The organism is Burkholderia sp. FW306-1C-G01B, from assembly GCF_058781685.1.
Genome location: NZ_JBYSWZ010000006.1, coordinates 144,297 through 163,968 on the forward strand (window position 1 = coordinate 144,297; position 19,672 = coordinate 163,968).

The 19,672-nt window shown below is 63.2% G+C and carries 13 protein-coding genes and 2 pseudogenes; 5 read left to right on the forward strand and 10 right to left on the reverse strand.

The features are described from left to right. Positions 1 to 13: 13 nt before the first annotated feature. The 4 genes and pseudogenes from AC3WLY_RS14080 to AC3WLY_RS14095 all read right to left on the reverse strand — a co-directional run. Positions 14 to 199, reverse strand: a pseudogene (locus AC3WLY_RS14080) (transposase domain-containing protein); the annotation flags it as partial. A 40-nt stretch (positions 200 to 239) separates the two neighbouring features. After that, on the reverse strand, positions 240 to 1,499 hold the full coding sequence (locus tag AC3WLY_RS14085) for an IS256 family transposase (protein ID WP_492309509.1): 1,260 nt from the start codon (positions 1,497 to 1,499) through the stop codon (positions 240 to 242). Positions 1,500 to 1,555: 56 nt separating this feature from the next. Continuing rightward, a pseudogene (locus AC3WLY_RS14090) lies at positions 1,556 to 2,533 on the reverse strand (IS30 family transposase); the annotation flags it as partial. 321 nt (positions 2,534 to 2,854) lie between these two features. Beyond that, a complete protein-coding gene (locus tag AC3WLY_RS14095) occupies positions 2,855 to 3,745 on the reverse strand; it encodes a hypothetical protein (protein ID WP_244137414.1) in 891 nt (296 codons plus the stop codon). 195 nt (positions 3,746 to 3,940) lie between these two features. On the opposite strand from AC3WLY_RS14095, the gene AC3WLY_RS14100 reads away from it, so the two are divergent. After that, positions 3,941 to 4,645, forward strand: coding sequence for a Crp/Fnr family transcriptional regulator (locus AC3WLY_RS14100; protein ID WP_492309508.1), 705 nt, complete (start codon positions 3,941 to 3,943; stop codon positions 4,643 to 4,645). Between the two features lie 162 nt (positions 4,646 to 4,807). Here the strand turns inward: AC3WLY_RS14100 and AC3WLY_RS14105 are convergent, their stop codons facing one another. From AC3WLY_RS14105 to AC3WLY_RS14115, 3 genes are all read right to left on the reverse strand, one after another. Beyond that, positions 4,808 to 5,545 carry a transporter substrate-binding domain-containing protein gene (locus AC3WLY_RS14105; protein ID WP_175963465.1) on the reverse strand — a complete coding sequence of 246 codons (738 nt, stop codon included), beginning with the start codon at positions 5,543 to 5,545 and terminating at the stop codon, positions 4,808 to 4,810. Positions 5,546 to 5,783: 238 nt separating this feature from the next. Beyond that, positions 5,784 to 6,812: a hypothetical protein gene (locus AC3WLY_RS14110; RefSeq protein ID WP_310136258.1), complete on the reverse strand. Its 1,029-nt coding sequence runs from the start codon at positions 6,810 to 6,812 to the stop codon at positions 5,784 to 5,786. Positions 6,813 to 7,909: 1,097 nt separating this feature from the next. Beyond that, entirely contained in the window at positions 7,910 to 8,818 is a 909-nt protein-coding gene (locus AC3WLY_RS14115; protein ID WP_175963463.1) for a LysR family transcriptional regulator, read from the reverse strand. 121 nt (positions 8,819 to 8,939) lie between these two features. On the opposite strand from AC3WLY_RS14115, the gene AC3WLY_RS14120 reads away from it, so the two are divergent. The 3 genes from AC3WLY_RS14120 to AC3WLY_RS14130 are packed head-to-tail and all read left to right on the forward strand — an operon-like array spanning position 8,940 to position 11,364. After that, positions 8,940 to 9,653: a type 1 glutamine amidotransferase domain-containing protein gene (locus tag AC3WLY_RS14120; RefSeq protein WP_204421081.1), complete on the forward strand. Its 714-nt coding sequence runs from the start codon at positions 8,940 to 8,942 to the stop codon at positions 9,651 to 9,653. 20 nt (positions 9,654 to 9,673) lie between these two features. Further along, on the forward strand, positions 9,674 to 10,516 hold the full coding sequence (locus AC3WLY_RS14125) for a type 1 glutamine amidotransferase domain-containing protein (protein ID WP_310136254.1): 843 nt from the start codon (positions 9,674 to 9,676) through the stop codon (positions 10,514 to 10,516). Positions 10,517 to 10,572: 56 nt separating this feature from the next. Next, positions 10,573 to 11,364, forward strand: a complete 792-nt coding sequence (locus tag AC3WLY_RS14130) for an SDR family NAD(P)-dependent oxidoreductase (protein ID WP_175963461.1) — start codon at positions 10,573 to 10,575, stop codon at positions 11,362 to 11,364. Between the two features lie 257 nt (positions 11,365 to 11,621). Here AC3WLY_RS14130 and AC3WLY_RS14135 read toward each other — a convergent pair whose 3' ends face one another. Then, positions 11,622 to 11,786: an FmdB family zinc ribbon protein gene (locus tag AC3WLY_RS14135; protein ID WP_175963460.1), complete on the reverse strand. Its 165-nt coding sequence runs from the start codon at positions 11,784 to 11,786 to the stop codon at positions 11,622 to 11,624. Positions 11,787 to 11,985: 199 nt separating this feature from the next. Between AC3WLY_RS14135 and AC3WLY_RS14140 the strand changes: the two genes are divergently transcribed. Next, on the forward strand, positions 11,986 to 12,720 hold the full coding sequence (locus AC3WLY_RS14140; protein WP_492308734.1) for an ABC transporter substrate-binding protein: 735 nt from the start codon (positions 11,986 to 11,988) through the stop codon (positions 12,718 to 12,720). Positions 12,721 to 12,795: 75 nt separating this feature from the next. On the opposite strand, the gene uvrA is transcribed toward AC3WLY_RS14140, so the two are convergent. Together uvrA and AC3WLY_RS14150 are read right to left on the reverse strand one after the other, a co-directional pair. Further along, positions 12,796 to 18,699, reverse strand: a complete 5,904-nt coding sequence (gene uvrA / locus AC3WLY_RS14145; RefSeq protein ID WP_492308726.1) for an excinuclease ABC subunit UvrA — start codon at positions 18,697 to 18,699, stop codon at positions 12,796 to 12,798. Positions 18,700 to 18,950: 251 nt separating this feature from the next. Continuing rightward, the gene (locus AC3WLY_RS14150) at positions 18,951 to 19,613 is read right to left on the reverse strand and encodes an OmpA family protein (RefSeq protein ID WP_492308725.1); all 663 of its coding nucleotides are present in this window, start codon (positions 19,611 to 19,613) and stop codon (positions 18,951 to 18,953) included. Positions 19,614 to 19,672 lie beyond the last annotated feature (59 nt).

Consider the following 19,672-nt stretch of genomic DNA (forward strand, 5'->3'; position numbering starts at 1 on the left):
TTAACGACGCCCATCAGAGGTTTGGAGTGGCAGGCATGCTCCATAGCATGAGGGCCGCGTAGTCGTCGGCGGTTGCAGCGAGAGGCAGCTTCGTGAACAGCCAGACGAGGTAGCGATACGGTTCGATGCCGTTCGCCTTGCAGGTTTCGACGAGCGAGTAGAGATTGGCGCTGGCCTGCGCACCGGCAACCGTGTCGGCAGGAGGTATCCGGAATTTCGTGTGTGAGGCGGGTTGAGATTCAGACTCCAATGTTGAATCGTTCCGGGTAAAGCAGCGCAAACTGGGTCATGGCGTTCTTCCAATCGTGCCGGGAGCCGGTCCACTTGGCAACGACGTTGCGCAGGGCCAGCCAGATCAGTTTGAGCGCGGCCTCGTCCGACGGGAAGTGGCCGCGCGCCTTGATGATCTTCCGAAGCTGCATGTGCAGCGACTCGATCGCGTTGGTCGTATATACAATTTTCCGGATGTCGGGCGCGAAGGCATAGAACGGAATCACCTGATCCCAGGCCCGGCGCCAGAGTGCGGCAATCGGGGGGTATTTCGTACCCCACGGGCTCGTATCGAACGCATCCAGCGCCACGGCGGCTGCTTCGGCCGACGGTGCCCGGTAGACCTCCTTGAGCGCCGCTGCGACCGATTTCCTGTCTTTCCAGCTGGCGAAGTCCAGCGAGTTCCGGATCAGATGCACGATGCAGGTCTGGACCGTCGTTTCCGGGAACACCGTGTTGATCGCTTCCGGGAAGCCCTTCAGGCCATCGACCACGGCGATCAGGATGTCCTGCACGCCGCGCAGCTTCAGGTCGTTCACCACCCGCAGCCAGAACTTAGCCCCCTCGGTCTGCTCGATCCAGAGGCCCAGCACGTCACGTGTGCCGTCGCGGCGCACGCCCAGTGCCAGGTAGATCGCTTTGTTGCGCACGACGCCTTCGTCGCGGATCTTGACTCGCAAGGCGTCGAAGAACACGACCGGGTACATCGGCTCGAGCGGCCGCTGCTGCCATTCGCGCACTTCGTCGATCACGGCATCGGTCACCGTGCTGATGAAGTCCGGCGACACCTCGATGCCGTACATCTCCAGCAGGAAACCCTGAATCTCCCGCACGCTCATGCCGCGTGCGTACATCGCGATGATCTTGTCGTCGAAGCCGGTGAAGCGTCGCTCGCCCTTGGCGATCAGCACCGGATCGAAGGTGCCTTCGCGGTCGCGCGGAATCTCGACGTCGAGCAGGTCGTCGTCGGTCGCGATGCGCTTGCGGCTGGTGCCATTGCGATGGTTCGTGCGGCCTACCGGCTTGGCTTCGCCCTTCTCGTAGCCCAGGTGGTGCGTCAACTCGCCGCCCAGCGCGCGCTCGAAGATCGCCTTCTTGAGCGCAGCGAGCTGCTCGTTGATCGTTGCGCGGTCCAGCGTCCCGGGCACCAGTTGCTTGATCAGTTCCGGGTCCAGGTTCAAGCCCTTGCCCGGCTCAATCGTCACTTCTTCCTTGCGTTTGCGTGGCATAAAGTGGCTCCTTGGCCATCAGTTTATGCCTCACACACAAAGGTTCGGATAGGCTCGCGTTGCCAGGGATGCTGGGGATCGCAGAAGTAGACCTTGATGTCCGTCGCGACAGTGAAGCGCTTGTGGCCAGCCATCTCCGTGCCCCGATCCCACGTCAGCGATTTATACAATTCCTGTGGTAGCTTGCCGGCGTGTCTTATCAGAGCATTGACGACAGCCTCAGAGTCCTTGCTGGAGATCTTTACCAACATCACGAACCGAGTCTGGCGTTCGACGAGTGTTGCAATCTGACTGTTGGCGTTGCCGAACAGCAGATCGCCTTCCCAGTGCCCGGGTATTGCTCGGTCCTCGGCAGTGCCCGGGCGTTCACTGATTGATATGGCATCGCGGATGTTCGTACGATCCTCGCTCTTCAGTGTGTGTTGACGCGATCGACGCATGGCCCGAGAACGGCGCAGGTGTTCCAGCAGCTCTCTTTTCAGCGCACCACGGGCCTGGATATAGAGGCTCCGATAGATAGTCTCGTGCGACACCTGATAGTCCTTGTTGACCGCATACACGTGCTTGAGCCAACCCGCAATCTGCTCCGGCGACCACTGCAATCGGAGCTTGCTTGCCACAACCTGGGCGAGTGTCCGATTCCTGACCAGCTTACATGTCTTTGGGCGCCGTGCGCGGTCCCAGGCGAGCGCGTCGGCCTGGCTCGCCCGATAGTCCTGCCTTCCGCCATTTCGCTGCACCTCGCGGCTGATCGTAGATGGTGCACGTCCTAATCGCGCCGCTATCGATCGAATCGACTGGCCGGCGACGACTGCGCGCGAGATTTCCTCGCGCTCGGCAAGCGTCAAGGCAAGCTGGGAGCGGTGTCGAGGCGCTGGCTGTATTCCGCCAGTTCTGGCAAGAATCCCCTGAATAGAGGAATGGTGGCGATCGAACAGTTGGGCAATCTGATGGAGCGTGTCACCTTTGCGCCACCGCTCCCACATCAGTGCCTTTTGAGTCTCAGTGTAGTAGATCCTGCGCCGCTGCTTCATTTGCAACACCTCCACTGCTTACGCAGCGTCTAGTGTGTTGCATCGACCGGTTGAATCCGCCGCCGGACTCGGCCGGCCGCAGTCCCGGCGGACTGCGACTGGCTCAACCCGACCCCGAGCGGCCCTTGGCATCGTTCGCGCCGATGACCCTTGTTTGCCATGAACCAGCCCCCCGATGTTGAGCCGCCGCAGTCTCCCCTTGGTTTTGGGGCAGCGCTTGTTCTTCAGGAAACCAACGACCAAATGACCAGGAGGATATCTCGACCGCCGATATGCTTGCTCGACGTGTACACACCGGCTACGGCGCAAACGAAGCGGATCTTACTGTTCGTGAGCGCTTGTGGCTCGTCTCCATACGCCTTCCAGCATCGCAGGCACCCATTGCTCGGCCGGGCAGCGACTCCAGGTGTCGGCAAGAAAAATCATCGATTCGTCACCACCCGTCTGCCGAGCCTTCTCTAGTTCCAACAGCAGAAGCGTACCCGCAGAGTAGGGGCAGCCACCGACCGTTCCCCCCTCTGTCGCTTGACGAAGGACCACGGCCGGGGCGAAAAGGCAGCGACGGCTAGCCATCTCGGGCGTGAGTGTCTGCCGCACCGCGGCGTCGAGATAAAGATCACGCATTTGATTCAGGCCTTTTACGACATTGTGTATTGCTACGCCGACCGCGTGGACGCCTGCAAGGTCACCACCGACCATCGAAGCGAGTAACGCCTTGGCACGCGTCACCTTACCGGTCACTTGCCAGACCAGATTGCGCAGCGCATTCCCCGGCGCAAGCGATGCAGCAATCACTTCAGCGGCGGCCCAGGTGGCCTCGCCAGCTTCAAAGGTGGGACTGAATAAACGGCCTATGACCTGTTGCACAAGCGGCCCGACTGCAACGTCGGTGTTTGTGTCGCGAACCCACGCTGCCAATGGCTCCAGGTCGGCAGGAGCGGTGCGGATATCCGGTGCGATGGCATTGAGTCTTTGCCACAACGCGTCCTGTTGGATCTCGCGTCCAGTTGCCTTTCTCGCGCTCATCGTCGGGAATCGATGACCTTTGAGGGACAGCACCCCGAGTATGCGGCGGACCAACAGACTGTTGAGAAACGGCTTGCCCGTCCCAAAGGCGCGGTCTAGCGTGCCATCACGCGCGATTTGAAGGATGTCGGCAGGCTGATCCACCTTGATGACATCGACAAGACCCGGAATATGTTTATGTTCCACGACTATGTTCCTCGAGGGAGTCATTCGTTCAGCTCGCGTGTGACGGCATACCCAGGCGTTTTGCCATCGCTGCCACTCGGGCCGCTCGAACAGGGCTGACGCCCGCGATCACCTTCCCGCGCCGTCAGATATGAGCCCCGATCATGTCGTCAAAGCAGGCTAATATCTATCAGCTACCCGACAGATTGGGATCGTATGAATTCCGATGTACAACGCTATCGACCACAACTTGCAACAACACCGTGGTTCAAGGATTTGCCGATCGAGCTTCAGGACTATCTTGTCGCTCGCTCTGATCTGGTCCGATTAAAGAAGGGGCAACCGCTCTATCGGCGAGGAGAACGGTCGTTCGGCCTGTACGCGATTCTCGATGGTGCATTGTCGATCGGCACCGTCGGAGCGGATGGAAAAGAAGCGTTGCTCGCCGTACTTGGCCCGACCGCCTGGATTGGGGAAGTCTCAATGTTCGATGGACTGCCTCGCCCGCACGATGCCTCAGCAATCGGTAAGACTCTTGTGCTTCACGTACCCGGTCCCGCATTGGAAACCCTGCTTGGAGCTCATCCTACTTACTGGCGACATTTTGGCTTGTTGATGGCGCAAAAAATCCGGATCTCCTTTGAGAACAACGAAGCCATGATACTGTTACCCGCCGCCCAGCGCCTGGCAAGTCGCCTATTGCTGATCGCTTGTGGCTACGGAGGGATTAATGCGGAACAGAGCAGGATAAGGCTCTCGCAAGATACCTTGGCTTCAATGGTTTCGCTTACTCGGCAGACGACGAACCAGCTACTCAAGAACCTTGAGAGTCAGGGTATCGTCGATCTGAAGTTCGGGGAAATCGTTATTCTTGATTTTGATCGCCTGCGCGCTGCCAGTGCCGGAGATCCCGTTCCTTGAGGCGCAATCCGGCTGCCTAGACCGGGCGGTTTCCAGTGCGTCACTTCGAATCGCGCACGACGAAAGCGTGTCAGAGGCTGTTCAGCCAATTTGTCCGTCAGGCGTCCCATAGCGGTCACCTGCGGGTCAATACCGAGGGTCCCCTCGTGGCCGAAAGCCGACCTATCCTGCGTTCAAGACAGCTGGATCGATCTCACTATCTGTCAGCCCAAATCTCGCCATGCGAGCGCGATGATCTGGCGAACCGAGATATGAACGAAGTTGCTGATTAACCGCTTTTAAAAGATCCCCGTTCTCTCGGTTAAATGAAAACGCTCCCAGCGGAGGCGTCCGCTGTCTGCCGTTCATTTCCGGCTCGTGCGCAACGGCCTCGATCACCGAGTTGCCCATCCGGCTCGCAACAATTCGATTTCCCAAGGCCGTACTCGCATATGCGTCAATCGCGCCAGAGAGAACGGCCACGATCGCGTCGGCTTGTTGCTCGAAGATGACGATTTGCTCCTGACTTACGCCTGACGCCGTCGCCGAATCATGCTGTACCTGTCCGGCAATGATGCCGAGGCGCGCATCGGGACATTCGGCGATTGAGGAATAGCTACTGAGCGCTCTCGGGTTTCCTGGTCGAACCAGAAAGCCGTCCTCGATTCCCCACACCGGCACGCTGAACGCCACAGTATTGGCACGCTGCGGCGTCACAAAGAGAGGAACGTTCATGTCCCAACGACCTTCTTCAACGCCGGATAGCAATTCGCTGAACGTCGTCAGGCAATGCTCGATCCTGGTGACGCCGATCTGTCGCAGGATCGTCCCAGCGAGCTCGATATCTGCACCGGTAGCGGTGCCATCCGCTTCGGTCCAGCCGAACGGAGGTTCTTCGATGTACGCAATCGTTACCTTCATCGCTTCGTCTCGCAAACCGAAAACGGCCGCCAGACCTGGCGGCCGATTGTTGACGATTTTACTCCCATGCATAAATGTCTCTTCCCGGACTCGGCCAGCTGCGGTCCCGGCAGCACGGGACCGTCTCAAACCGACCCTCAGCGGTCAGTTATTTCGTCTACAGCCCAGTGTCGCTTTTGGATGTGCAGCGGTCGTACGCTGGCTGGCGTTGTCGACGCTTCCCAGTCAATGCTCCCGTTCAGTGCGTTGACTTCACCGTCGGGCTTCCGACTGCCGCGAGGTGGGCGACCAAACGGTCAGCTGTCCATTGTGGCAGCAGTCTTTCTTCAAGTTCGGTGCGAGCCGTACTCCGTCCGTTTGCGGGGATGCTTTCAGTTCGCTTTTCAGTCTCGGAATAGGCCACGAGGCGTCCGTGGTCGGATACGCGAAGGGACAAGGTGGGATGAGGCTTACCCTCCGCCAGAGAGGAACGAACGAGTTCTCCATGGAAGGAAAGAAAATCGCCAACAGCTCGCGCTAGTTGCTTGACCTTGTTTCGCTCTAGCGAGACGCGCGTTGAAGTGGCCGCGGTTGTCACGCCAAAACCTGGAGGCATATAGACTTTACCGGCGATTTCTAGCAAACCAGCGACACCACCAGCGCGAAGAGACTTGATCGAATTTGCATCAGAAGCAGGAGGGCGTGCAAGTCCAGCTACACCTTTCAATCTATACATCTCAAAATGGTCGGACCAGGACTCGATCGCCTTCTCCACTAGGTTCACCGCTTGAAATATTCCAGGTTCATTGTGAGAACGTACGTCGATAAGGCCAATCTGAGTAGGTAATGCGATAAAGAACAATAGCCAGTCGGAGCGATCAGAGAACTCCGCGCCAGCTGCCAATGGCGTTTCCGTTAGATGAGCGTGATGAATATTCCAGTCAGCCCACAAACCATCGGTTCGTATTTGACGCTTTGCGCCGCTCGAATCATTGCTCTTAACGGTCTTTGTGACATAGGGGTTAAGATCGCCGCCGGTTTCCGCAATGCGAATAAAATTGGAGAGCGCTTGGTTTGCTTCGGCCGGTACACGACTGTCGAACCCGATCGAACGTACAATCTCTCGGGGTTTCGGATCAATGTAACGAAGGCGATAGTCAAGCCAGCGAATGAGCGAGTCGTTGAGTTTCGCGGCGGCTCCCTCGAATTTCAGGGAAAATGCTTCGATCAACTTCTCTGCGATCCTGTCAACGTCAGACTCAAATGTATGCAGCATGATCTGGTCCATAGTCGCCTACCTTTTCTTTGGTCGCATGTGGTGGCGCAAATGATAAACGAGGACAGGGTCATTTTTTTTGCTTGAGATGATACTTCTCGCCGATAACCTGACTAGGGCTTCGCGGCATCTGACGTCTCCAGCCAGTGCGTTGCCATCGGCTGCGACTAAAGCGGCACGATACTCGACCGCTATTTGGGGCTTGACGCCGTTCGGGGCCAAGGAGGGAAACGGCCAGTAACGGAGCGATGCCGACATCTGAGTGTCGGGCCTTCTTTGACATTGACAAACGACGCTTCATGGCCGCACTCAGCCTCATGAGGTCCAGCATCCCTCGCAAGCGTCTCTATGCAAAAAAGCAATATTACCTTTTCTGAGTAACCGGAAGGTGCAGCCAGCGAACTACAACAATACAAATAAGGACGCCACCACCGATGATGGCAGCCAATGCGAACCACCCTTTCTTCGATGTTGGCAAGTCCGCTCCAGGCGCTGCCACTGCCGTCGCGAGTAACAAGACAATGCTTAAGAGACCGAATATTCCCCGACCTAGCCACGAGAACAGCATGGTCGCACGATTGACCATACTTCCTTCGCGATACGGACTCGGCGGTCGGCGTCGAAATTCGGGTCTTTTGTTAAACAGCATTTGCGAGAGTGTTTTATTGATGGTCCGCGGGATGGGCCACCTTTGTTGTCGGCATTAAGAACTAGGCTGGTTGCTCGGATTGTCGACGATTCACGCACTCTTGTCGACCGGCCGCTCCTGGCCGACTGCCGCCTGATGCGGTCGGCCGAAGCCGACCCACAACGGGCTCTCAAGCCAATGCAAGTACGATGGGCGGTTGCAAGCTGAAACGGTTACGCCGAGCGCCTCTTTGCGGTGCGCCTCCAGTGGTCCATGCAAAAGGGGATTCAGCCTGGGCTGCTGTATTGCGGATTGTCCATGCTTCGCGCGGCCGTGCTAACCGCTGTCAGCTTCGAATCAGACGTGCCCTTCCTGCGTATCTCGGAGGAGGCGGCGCAGTCGAACAGTGCGATGCGCTCACGGCTGCCAAGCAGGATGAATCGCGATGCGATGTCGTTGGTGGACCCGTGTCGCAATCGGGTCAAGCGGCGGCGGCTGACGCGATCAGCATGTCGATCAGCGCACGGGAAGCGGCAGACAGGCGGCGATGCGGCGCATAGATGACCGAGAACGGCCGTGTGCGCCCTCGCAGACGGGGCAGCACTTCCACGAGCTTGCCATCCCGGATTCGGTCCTGAACGATGAAGTCATAGGTCTGGCAGATGCCGGCGCCGCTCAGCGCCATCGATACGACACCCAGTACGTCGTCGGAGACCGCGACATTCGAAGGCGGTAGCCAATCCACGTCGTGATCGCCTTCCCGGAACACCCATGGCGCAATACGGCCGCTGCTGGGCAGCATGAAGGGCAAGCAAAGATGCTGCTCGAGGTCGGCCACGTTTTCCGGCATGCCGGCCGCGGCCACGTACCCGGGCGACGCGACGAGGCACAGCGCCGCGTCCTCGAGCTTGCGCGCGACGAGGCCGCTGTCCGGCAATTCGCCCAGGCGAATCGCGAGGTCGAAACCTTCGGCCACCAGATCCACGTTCCGGTTCGCGATATTCAGCTCCACGCGAACGTGAGGATGTTCCTGGGTAAACCGTCTAAGCACCGGCGGCAGACGATAGTGTCCGTACGTCGTCGGTACGCTGAGCCGGACATGACCTGTCAACGTGCCGCCATGTCCCTGGATGGCCCGTTCGGCGTCGTCGATCAGCGCAAACGCCGCCCGCGATTGCTCCAGATAGAGCCGCCCATGCTCCGTCAGGCTCAACCGTCGAGTCGACCGGCGCAGCAACTGCACGCCCAGCCGGGTCTCCAGACGCGTAATGGCCCGGCTCAGGACAGAAGGCGTGCTGCCGAGTGCAACCGCGCCCGCGGTCATGGAACCTTTTTCGATCACCGTGACGAATGCTTCCACATCACCGAGATGGTCGAATCTTCTCGCCATCTTGTCCTCCGAAGAACAAAAGATTTACTTTCAACCAAGTTTATCTCCTTGATTGATCCAAATACAGTGGCGGCATTGTGACTGCGTCGTTGGGTCATCCACGCAAATCAAGGAGCAGACCATGAATGATGAACACCGTGACCGCGACGATCTGTCGGTGCTGTTCGTCCTCACGAGCCACGCGACGAAAGGCTCGACCGGCGAGCCGACCGGCTTTTACCTCGGCGAAGTAACGCATCCGCTCGCTGAACTCGACGTGGCCGGCATCCCGGTCGAGTTCGCGTCGATCCAGGGCGGCGAGCCGCCCGTCGACGGTCTCGACCTGACCGATGAAATCAATGCGCGCTATTGGAACGACCGTGATTTCCGCGACGCGCTCCGCCATACGCAGCGGCTGGGCGACGTCGATGCGTCGAAATATGCCGCTGTCTTCTTTGCCGGCGGCCACGGCGCGATGTGGGACTTTCCAGGCAATCCCGACGTGCAGAAGGTGACTCGCGAAATCTATGAGGCGGGTGGCGTCGTGGCCGCGGTATGTCATGGACCGGCCGCGCTGGTCGACTTGAAGCTCGGCGATGGTACTTACCTCGTCGCAGGCAAGAACCTCAGCGCCTTCACGGATGAAGAAGAGCGGGCGGTCCAGCTCGATCGCGTCGTGCCCTTCCTGCTCGCAAGCACCTTGATGCAGCGCGGCGCGCTTCACCATCCGGTACCGAACTGGACCGCGAAGGTCGTCGTCGACGGATGCCTCGTGACCGGCCAGAACCCGCAGTCGGCCGCCGGTGTCGGGGCGGCCATTCGCCACCTCTTGCTGAACCGTTCCGGCAAGGCCTGACATTCCCCATGGAGACAACCATGCATTCGATGCGCAAGCTCGCCGTGGCCGCCGTGCTCGGCATGACGGCATACGGCGCTCACGCTGCCAACGTGCTCGTGGTGCTGTCGGATTCCGACCACCTCGATCTGAAGGACGGCAAGGTCTTCACGACGGGCTTCTACCTGAACGAACTCATGCAGCCCGTGAAAGCGCTGCTCGATGCCGGCCATCAGGTGACCTTCGCCACGCCGCAGGGCAAGGCACCGACGATGGACGCCACGTCGGCCGACAAGATGTACTTCAACGGCGACGACAAGGCGACGCGCGACTACCGGGCGTTGCTCGACAAACTGCAAATCACGTCGCGCACGCATTCCCCGGTGATCAGCCTGGCGCGGGTGGAGCAAATCGGTTACGCGCACTTCGATGCCGTCTATGTTCCCGGTGGCCACGCGCCGATGCAGGACCTGTCGACCAGCGCCGCCGTGGGCAGATTGCTGGCCGATTTTCACGCGCGCGGCAAGACCACGGCGCTCGTCTGCCACGGCCCGATCGCGCTGCTGTCGACGCTGCCCGATGCGCAGGGCTTTACACGCAAGCTCGCGGCCGCAAACGTGGGCGATGGCGATCCGAAATGGCTCTACGCCGGTTATCGGATGACGGTGATCAGCAACGCGGAAGAAGAGCAAGCCAAAGGACTGCTCGGCGGCGGCATGATGAAGTTCTATCCGCAAACTGCATTGCAACGCGCAGGTGGAATCTACAGCAGCAACGAGGTGCCGTTTACCGCTCACATGGTGGCCGATCGCGAATTGATAACCGGCCAAAACCCGGCGTCAGCACTCGACGTCGCCAATGAAATGCTGAAGCGGCTGAAGTAACGCCGCGCAACGGACCGGCATTGCTGGTTCCTCGATGAATAAAGGAGAAGCAAACCATGGATCTGCAACTTGAAGGAAAAACTGCGATCGTCACCGGCGCCACTGCCGGCATCGGCATGGCGATCGCGCGAACGTTGGCCGGCGAAGGCGTGGCGGTGACGATCACCGGGCGGCAACGCGACAAGCTCGATGCAGCCGCAGCCGAGATCTCGGCTGCGCGTCGCGGCAGTGTGCGTGCAATCGTCGCAGATGTGAGCTGCGAGCGAGGTGTCGCAGAACTGATCGACGCACAGCCTGATACGGATATTCTCGTGAATAACCTCGGCTACTACGAAGCCAAGCCGTTCGCGGAGATCACCGATGACGACTGGCTGCGAATGATCGACGTCAACGTGATGTCCGGTGTCCGGCTGTCACGTCACTACTTTCCCCGCATGCTTGCGAAGAACTGGGGGCGTGTGATCTTCATGTCCAGCGAAGTCGGTGCATTCACGCCACCGGACATGGTGCACTACGGTGTCAGCAAATCGGCGCAACTCGCAGTCTCGCGCGGAATGGCGGAGCTGACGAAAGGGACGGGCGTGACCGTCAACAGCGTACTGCCGTCCGCTACGCGCTCTGAAGGCATCGTGGCGTATCTCCGGCAGACCGCGCCGCGACCCGATATGACCGATGCGGAAATTGAAGCGCACTTCTTCGACACGTATCGCCCTAGTTCCCTCATCGCCCGCATGATCGAGGCCGACGAAATTGCCGCGATGGTGGCGTTGCTGGCCAGTCCGCTCGGCGCGGCATCCAACGGGGCTGCGGTGCGCGTCGAGGGCGGCACCTATCGGTCGATTCTCTGAGCCGGCACCACACTCGCGGGCGTGCAAGCGGGCCGGAAAGTGAGGTCAAATGCGGTACGGGGGAACGAGACGGTTAATGGCAAATCCAATTGTGTCAACGATCGGGGCGCTAACGTCAAGTGTCCGTTTCTGGCCGAACTCAGCCAATTTAGCCAGCGAACAAGTTTTATACGCCGCCGTTAATCCCCCGGGCAGGCGTCTCTCGCCTCGGGAAGGATCACCGCACAAAAAAGTGAATTGATGCTGGCGGACCGGGCTCAACTCTTGCTCGACGTCTTAGCTACAAATGACGTGGGCGCATGCTGAACCTGTTCGCTTCCACATTTTGGACAGGGCGGGTGAGCGGTTTCATGCTCCGCGAGATGTTCAACATGTTCGAACGTCTCGCCACACTTCTCACAACGGTATTGGTAAGTAGGCACGGCATCCCTCCGGCACGAAGCTTGCAAGTGTCGCCACGGACGAAGCCCGGACGGCGTCCAGCACCCCAGATGAGGAATTGTAGTGCAGGACATGTGCAGACACTAATCCTCCATCACCACAACACGCTGCTCCCCCACGGCCCGGTGATAAGCTCAACGTCGATGCACCATCGCCCATCCGCCCCCAAACGAGCCCCTCATGCCCCTCGCCCCTGCCATCCTCTCCGCCTTCACCCCAACCGGCAAGCTGCGCGCGTCGATCAATCTCGGCAACCCGATCCTCGCGAACCGCGATCCGGCCACCGGCGAACCGTTCGGCGTGTCGATCGATCTGGCGCGCGCGTTCGCCGAGCGCCTGTCGGCCGAGCTGGAACTCGTCGTGTTCGACGCCGCCGGGAAATCAGTGCAGGCGCTGACCGAAGAGCGCGCCGATTTCGGCTTCTTCGCGGTCGATCCGCTGCGCGGCGAAACGGTCGCGTTCACCGCGCCGTACGTGCTGATCGAGGGTTTCTATCTCGTGCGCGACGCTTCGCCGATCCACACGAACGAGGACGTCGACCAGCCGCACAACCGCGTGACCGTCGGCAAGGGCAGCGCATACGACCTGTTCCTCACGCGCGAACTGAAGGCCGCGCAGATCGTGCGCGCGCCGACGTCGCAGGCCGTCGTGCAGACGTTCGTCGAACAGCAACTCGAAGTGGCGGCCGGCGTGAAGCAGCAACTCGAAGCCGACGCCGCGAAGACAACGGGCCTGCGCCTGCTCGACGAGCGGTTCATGGTGATCCGGCAGGCGATGGGCGTGCCGAAGAGCCGCGGCGAGGCGGCCGCGGCGGCGCTGAACGAATTCGTCGAGGACATGAAGGCGTCGGGCTTTGTCGCGGATTCCCTGCGGCGGCACGGCATCACCGGCGCGTCCGTCGCACCGCCAGCCTGACCGAAAAAACGCGTGAAATAAAAACGGCCCCGGTGTCTGAACCGACACCGGAGCCGCTCATCCGAAGCGCCGCATTCAACCGACCCGCGCTTCCCCCTGCCGCTCGGCTTCCCCCTCATCCGCCGCTGTGCGCGCGAGCACCGGCTTCAGCGCTTGCCCCGTGTGGCTCGCGCCCACCTTCACGAGCGCTTCCGGCGGCGCCGCCGCGACGATCGTGCCGCCGCCCACGCCACCCTCCGGCCCGAGATCGATGATCCAGTCGGCTTCCGCGATCACGTCGAGGTCATGCTCGATCACGACGACGCTATGCCCCGCGTCGACCAGCCGATGCAGCACGCGAATCAGCTTCGCGACGTCCGCCATGTGCAGGCCGACCGTCGGCTCGTCGAGCACGTACAGCGTATGTGGCGCCTTCTGGCCGCGCCGCGTGATGTCGTCGCGCACCTTCGTCAGCTCGGTGACGAGCTTGATGCGCTGCGCCTCGCCGCCGGACAACGTCGGCGACGGCTGGCCGAGCGTCAGGTAGCCGAGGCCGACATCCTTCATCAGCTGCAGCGGATGCGCGATGTTCGAGATCGGCGCAAAGAACTCCACTGCCTCGTCGATCTCCATCGTCAGCACGTCGCCGATGTTCCGGCCGCGCCACGTGACGGCAAGCGTCTCCGGGTTGAAGCGCTGCCCGTGGCACACGTCGCACGGCACCTTCACGTCGGGCAGGAAGCTCATGCCGATCGTGCGCACGCCTTGCCCTTCGCACGCGGGGCAGCGTCCGTCGCCGGTATTAAACGAGAAACGCGACGCCGTATAGCCGCGGGCGCGCGCTTCCAGCGTGTCCGCGAACAGCTTGCGGATCGTGTCCCACACGCCGATATAGGTGGCCGGGCACGAACGCGGCGTCTTGCCGATCGGCGTTTGATCGACTTCGAGCACGCGATCGATCTGCTCCCAGCCGCTCAACGACTCGCAGCCCTGCCACGCATGCGTAACGTTCAGCGACGGCCGCGGCGCGCTGCGCGCGAGCACGCTCGAGCGGCGGTTGGCCGCCGGCGCGTCCTGCTGCGCGGCCTTGCGCGCGCGCCGCGTGGCCGGCGACGACAGCACCGAGCGGCCGACCGCGTCGAGCAGGTTCGTCATCAGCACGTCGCGCGCGAGCGTCGACTTGCCCGACCCGCTGACGCCCGTCACCGCGACGAGCCGCGCGAGCGGAATGCCGACCGTGACGTCGCGCAGGTTGTGCAGCCGTGCGCCATGCACGGTCAGCCAGGCCTCCGGCACCGCCGGCCCGCCCTTCCTGCCCGGCAGACTCACGGCACGGCGCGGCTGCAGCGGATGCGTCATCGGCTGCGCGAGCAGGCGCCCCGTCACCGAATCGGACTGCGCGGCGAGATCCGCGACCGCGCCCTGCGCGACCAGCGTGCCGCCGCGCTTGCCGGCGCCCGGGCCGACGTCGATGATGTGATCGGCGCGGCGGATCGTGTCTTCGTCGTGCTCGACGACGACCAGCGTATTGCCCTTGTCGCCGAGCTTGCGCAGCGCGTCCAGCAGGATCTGGTTGTCGCGCGGATGCAGGCCGATCGTCGGCTCGTCGAGCACGTAGCAGACGCCCTGCAGGTTGCTGCCGAGCTGCGCGGCGAGCCGGATGCGCTGCGCTTCGCCGCCCGACAGGCTCGGCGCCGCACGGTCGAGGCTCAGGTAGCCGAGCCCGACTTCCTCGAGAAACGCGAGGCGGCTGCCGATCTCGCTGACGATGTCGCGCGCGATCTGCGCGTCGCGCCCGGTGAGTTCCAGCCCGTCGATCCAGCGCCGCGTATCCGACACCGTCCACTGCGCGACCTCGACGATCGGATGCGCGTCGAACGTGACCGCGCGCGCGGACGGGTTCAGCCGCGTGCCGCCGCAATCCGGGCACGGCTCGTTGCCGACGCCTTCCGGTTCCTGCTCGTCCGACGGCAGCGTCTGCTCGCGGCCGCGGCCGTCCTCGGCAAGCACCGTGTCGTCGTACGCGGCGCGCTGTTCGCGCGTGAGCGTGACGCCGGTGCCGACGCAGGTCGTGCACCAGCCGTGCTTGCTGTTGTACGAGAACATCCGCGGGTCCAGCTCCGGGTAGCTCGTGCCGCACACCGGGCACGCACGCTTGACCGACAGCACCTTGACCGCGCCGACGCGCGCGGTCGAATGGTCGTTCTGCATCGCATCGTGCAGCCCGTCGAGCGGCGCGAGCAGATGCATCACGCCCTTGCCGAGTTCGAGCGTTTCGTCGAGCACGCGCCGCAACTCGGCCTCGTTGTCCGGCGATACGACGATATCGGCGACCGGCAGCTCGATCGTGTGCTCGCGGAAGCGGTCGAGCTTCGGCCACGGATCGACCGTGACGAACTCGCCGTCGACGCGCAGATGCGTGCTGCCGCGCGCCTTCGCCCACTTCGCGAGATCGGTATACACGCCCTTGCGGTTGACGACGAGCGGCGCGAGCAGCCCGACGTGCTCGCCGCGATGATCGCGCAGCAACTGCGCGGCGATCGATTCGACGGATTGCGACGTGACCGGCGTGCCGTCGTGGATGCAATGCTGCAATCCGAGCTTCACATACAGCAGCCGCAGGAAGTGCCAGACTTCGGACGTCGTCGCGACCGTGCTCTTGCGGCCGCCGCGCGACAGCCGCTGCTCGATCGCGACGGTCGGCGGAATGCCGTACACCGCATCGACTTCGGGGCGGCCGGCCGGCTGCACGATCGAGCGCGCATACGCATTCAGCGATTCGAGGTAGCGGCGCTGGCCTTCGTGGAACAGGATGTCGAACGCGAGCGTCGACTTGCCGGAACCCGACACGCCGGTGATCACGTTGAACTTGCCGTGCGGGATATCGACGTCGAGCGACTTCAGGTTGTGCTCGCGCGCGTTGACGATCCGCACGACATCCTCGCCTTCGACCGCGCGCCGTTCGCGCGCGGCGTTCAGCACGGCCTGCAGCGGCACGCCTTCGTCGCCGAGCGGTGCTTCGGCATCCATCGCGCGGTCGTACTGCAGCAGCGCCACGCCCGTATGCGATTCGGCACACGCCTTCACATCGTCGGGCGTGCCCGCGCACAGCACGAGGCCGCCGCCGTCGCCGCCTTCCGGGCCCAGATCGATCAGCCAGTCGGCCGCGCGAATCACGTCGAGGTTGTGTTCGATCACGATCAGCGAATGGCCGGCCGCAAGCAGCTTGCCGAACGCCTGCATCAGCTTCGCGATGTCGTCGAAGTGCAGCCCGGTGGTCGGCTCGTCGAACATGAACAGCCGCGCACGCGCGACGCGCGCCTCTTCCGTGACGACCCGGCGGCCGTTGACCGCCGCCGCGGATTCGGCGAGGAAGCCGGCCAGCTTCAGGCGCTGCGCTTCGCCGCCCGACAGCGTCGGCACCGGCTGGCCGAGCTTCACGTATTCGAGCCCGACATCGACGATCGGCTGCAGCACGCGCAGCACCTCGGCGTCGGTCGCGAAGAACGCGGCCGCTTCGCTGACGGTCAGGTCGAGCACGTCGGCGATGTTCAGCGCGCGGCCGTCGCGCTCGATGCGCACCTCGAGAATCTCGGCGCGGTAGCGGCTGCCGTCGCAATCCGGGCAACGCAGGTACACGTCGCTCAGGAACTGCATCTCGATGTGCTCGAAGCCCGAGCCGCCGCAGGTCGGGCAACGGCCGTCGCCCGAGTTGAAGCTGAACGTGCCGGCGCCGTAGCCGCGTTGCAGCGCGAGCGGCGCCTTCGCGAACAGCTTGCGGATCTCGTCGAACGCGCCGACATAGCTCGCCGGGTTCGAGCGCGTGGTCTTGCCGATCGGCGACTGGTCGACGAATACGACGTCGCCCACCTGGTCGGCGCCCGTCAGGCTGCGGTACGCGCCCGGCGACTCGGTCGCCTTGCCGTGGTGCCGCGCCATCGCCGGATAGAGCACGTCCTGCAGCAGCGTGGATTTGCCGGAACCCGACACGCCCGTCACGCAGACGAGCCGTTGCAGCGGAATCTCGACCGTCACGTCGCGCAGGTTGTGTTCGCTCGCGCCGTCGAGCACGATCCGCGGCGTATCCGCGTCGACCGGCCGGCGCGCCCAGTTCGACGCATGCGCGACATGCTTGCGGCCGCCGAGGTATTCGCCCGTCAGCGTATGCGCCGAACGGATGTCGGCCGGCGTGCCGTCGTAGACGATCGTGCCGCCGCGCTCGCCCGGGCCGGGGCCCATGTCGATCAGCCGGTCGGCCGCGAGCATCACCGACGGATCGTGCTCGACGACGACCAGCGTATTGCCCGCGTCGCGCAGCCGCTGCATCGCCTCGACGATCCGCGTGAGATCGCGCGGATGCAGCCCGATGCTCGGTTCGTCGAGCACGAACAGGGTTTTCGTGAGCGACGTGCCGAGCGCCGTCGTCAGGTTGATCCGCTGCACCTCGCCGCCCGACAGCGTGCGGCTCTGCCGGTCGAGCGTCAGATAGCCGAGCCCCACGTCGCACAGGTATTTCAGGCGCGTACGCACTTCGGCGAGCAGCAGCTTCAGCGCGTCGTCGAGCAGCGCGCTCGGCAGGCTGACTTCGTCGAAGAAACGGCGGATGCGCTCGATCGGCAGCAGCATCAGATCGTGCACGGTCAGGCCCGGCAGCGCTTCGAGCTGCGCGCGGCTCCAGTCGACGCCGCGCGGCATGAAACGATCGGCCGGCGCGAGCACGCCGTCGGCATTCTCTTTCGAGCCGAGCCGCCATTGCAGCGATTCCGTCTTCAGGCGCGCGCCGCCGCACACGTCGCACGGCGTGTAGCTGCGGTATTTCGACAGCAGCACGCGGATATGCATCTTGTACGCTTTCGATTCGAGGTAGCCGAAGAAGCGCTTCACGCCGTACCACTGGCTCTGCCACTTGCCGTTCCAGTCCGGCGAACCGTTGACGACCCAGTCGCGCTCGGCGTCCGTCAGCTCGGCCCACGGCACATCGCGCCGGATGTCGGCCTTCGCCGCGTAGCGCATCAGGTCGTCCTGGCACTCCTTCCACGCGGGCGTCTGCATCGGCTTGATCGCGCCGCCGCGCAGCGTCTTGCGCGCGTCGGGAATCACCAGGCCGAGATCGACGCCGATCACGCGGCCGAAGCCGCGGCAGGTTTCGCACGCGCCGTAGGCCGAGTTGAACGAGAACAGCGCCGCCTGCGGCTCCGCGTAGCGCAGGTCGCTGTCGGGATCATGGAGCCCGGTGGAGAAGCGCCACACCTGCGGCTCCGCGGGCGCGCCGACCGCGTTTTCCGGCTCAGCCGCGAGCACGTAGACGTTCACGCGCCCGCCGCCGCGCTTCAGCGACGCCTCGATCGCCTCGACGACGCGCACCTTGTCGGCCTGCTGCACGCGGAAGCGGTCGGCCACCACGTCGAGCACCTTGCGCGGCCCGGTGGGCGACGCGACTTCGCGCTGCGCCTGCACGCGCGTATAGCCGCTCGCGGACAGCCATTGCGTGACTTCTTCATCGGACGCCGAGTCCGGCAGCTCGACCGGAAACGTGACGACGACCCGCGGATCGTCCGCCTGCGTGCGCGCGACGAGCTCCGCGTAGATCGTCTCCGGCGTGTCGTGCCGCACCCGCCGCGCGGTCTTGCGGTCGAACAGCTCGGCCGCGCGCGCGTACAGCAGCTTCAGGTGATCGTTCAGCTCGGTCATCGTGCCGACGGTCGAGCGCGAGCTGCGCACCGGGTTGGTCTGGTCGATCGCGATCGCGGGCGGCACGCCGTCGACGCGGTCGACCTGCGGGCGGTCCATCCGGTCGAGGAACTGCCGCGCGTACGCGCTGAAGGTTTCGACGTAGCGCCGCTGGCCTTCCGCGTACAGCGTGTCGAACACGAGACTCGACTTGCCGGAGCCCGACGGGCCGGTGACGACCGTCATTTCGCCGGTGCGCAGGTCGAGATCGATATTCTTGAGGTTGTGCTGACGTGCTCCGCGAATGCGGATCAGATTGCTGGATGACAATTTGCCTGCCCGTCGAATGAGTTAGCCAGGGTTCACGGTGCCGGAACGCTGCGGCGAATGCCCGCAGGCGCGGCGCGCGAGCCGCACCGGTCATGCCTGTGCGGCTCGAGTTCGACGGATACTATACTGTATATTCATACAGTTTTCCATGGCGGGATCGCGATCCCGCCACCGGGCAGGCCGGCAAAGCGGCGGCGGCACGCGCGCCGCCGGTTGCGACGCTCGCGCGTGCCGATGCCGTGTCGCCGCGGCTACTTCTGCAGCAGGATTTCCACGCGGCGGTTGCGCGCGCGCCCTTCCGCCGTATCGTTCGACGCCGCCGGATCGGCCTCGCCGCGCCCCGTCGCCGCGAACGAATCCGCCTTCAGCCCATGCTCGCGCAAATAGGCCGCGACCGCCTCCGCACGCCGCCGCGACAGCGACAGATTGTGCGCATCCGAGCCGGTCGAGTCGGTATAGCCGGTCACGTCCACGCGCGAGTAATGCTTGTCGCCCTGACGATTCAGCAACGCGTCGAGCGCAGCCTGCGCGGTGGGCGTCAGCGCGGCGGAGTCGGTCGCAAAGTACGCATCGCCCGTCAGGCTGACTTTCTCGGCGGCCGCCGGTGCGGCCGGCGCGGCTGTCGGGGCCGGCGCGGCGGGCGCGCCGCACTGGAACACGAGCGAGCGCGGATCGGCGCCTTCGCGGAACGGCGCCGTGGAATCGACCGTGCGCACGGCGTCGCTGCCGCACATGCGCGTCGCGACTTTCATGCAGGTCTTCTCGCTCGACAGGATGCCGTGGCAGTCCACCCGGAAGGTTCGAATGCCGTCGCGCGGCTGCAGTTCGTACGCGTTGAACGTCGGCCCCGATGCGCTCGAACACGCAGTCAGGGAAACGACGGACGCCAGCAATGCAAGATGGTGTTTTTTCACTTGATGACTCCGAAAATGCGATGGGCGCAGCGAATGCGGTGCGCGCGGCACAGCCGCAT

Excerpts from the sequence above, each read along its gene's own strand:
- AC3WLY_RS14130 (WP_175963461.1), top strand. The coding sequence starts at position 10,573 with ATGGATCTGCAACTTGAAGGAAAAACTGCGATCGTCACCGGCGCCACT.
- AC3WLY_RS14125 (WP_310136254.1), top strand. The coding sequence starts at position 9,674 with ATGCATTCGATGCGCAAGCTCGCCGTGGCCGCCGTGCTCGGCATGACG.
- AC3WLY_RS14115 (WP_175963463.1), bottom strand. The coding sequence starts at position 8,818 with ATGGCGAGAAGATTCGACCATCTCGGTGATGTGGAAGCATTCGTCACG.
- AC3WLY_RS14085 (WP_492309509.1), bottom strand. The coding sequence starts at position 1,499 with ATGCCACGCAAACGCAAGGAAGAAGTGACGATTGAGCCGGGCAAGGGC.
- AC3WLY_RS14120 (WP_204421081.1), top strand. The coding sequence starts at position 8,940 with ATGAATGATGAACACCGTGACCGCGACGATCTGTCGGTGCTGTTCGTC.
- AC3WLY_RS14110 (WP_310136258.1), bottom strand. The coding sequence starts at position 6,812 with ATGGACCAGATCATGCTGCATACATTTGAGTCTGACGTTGACAGGATC.
- AC3WLY_RS14105 (WP_175963465.1), bottom strand. The coding sequence starts at position 5,545 with ATGAAGGTAACGATTGCGTACATCGAAGAACCTCCGTTCGGCTGGACC.
- AC3WLY_RS14140 (WP_492308734.1), top strand. The coding sequence starts at position 11,986 with ATGCCCCTCGCCCCTGCCATCCTCTCCGCCTTCACCCCAACCGGCAAG.
- AC3WLY_RS14100 (WP_492309508.1), top strand. The coding sequence starts at position 3,941 with ATGAATTCCGATGTACAACGCTATCGACCACAACTTGCAACAACACCG.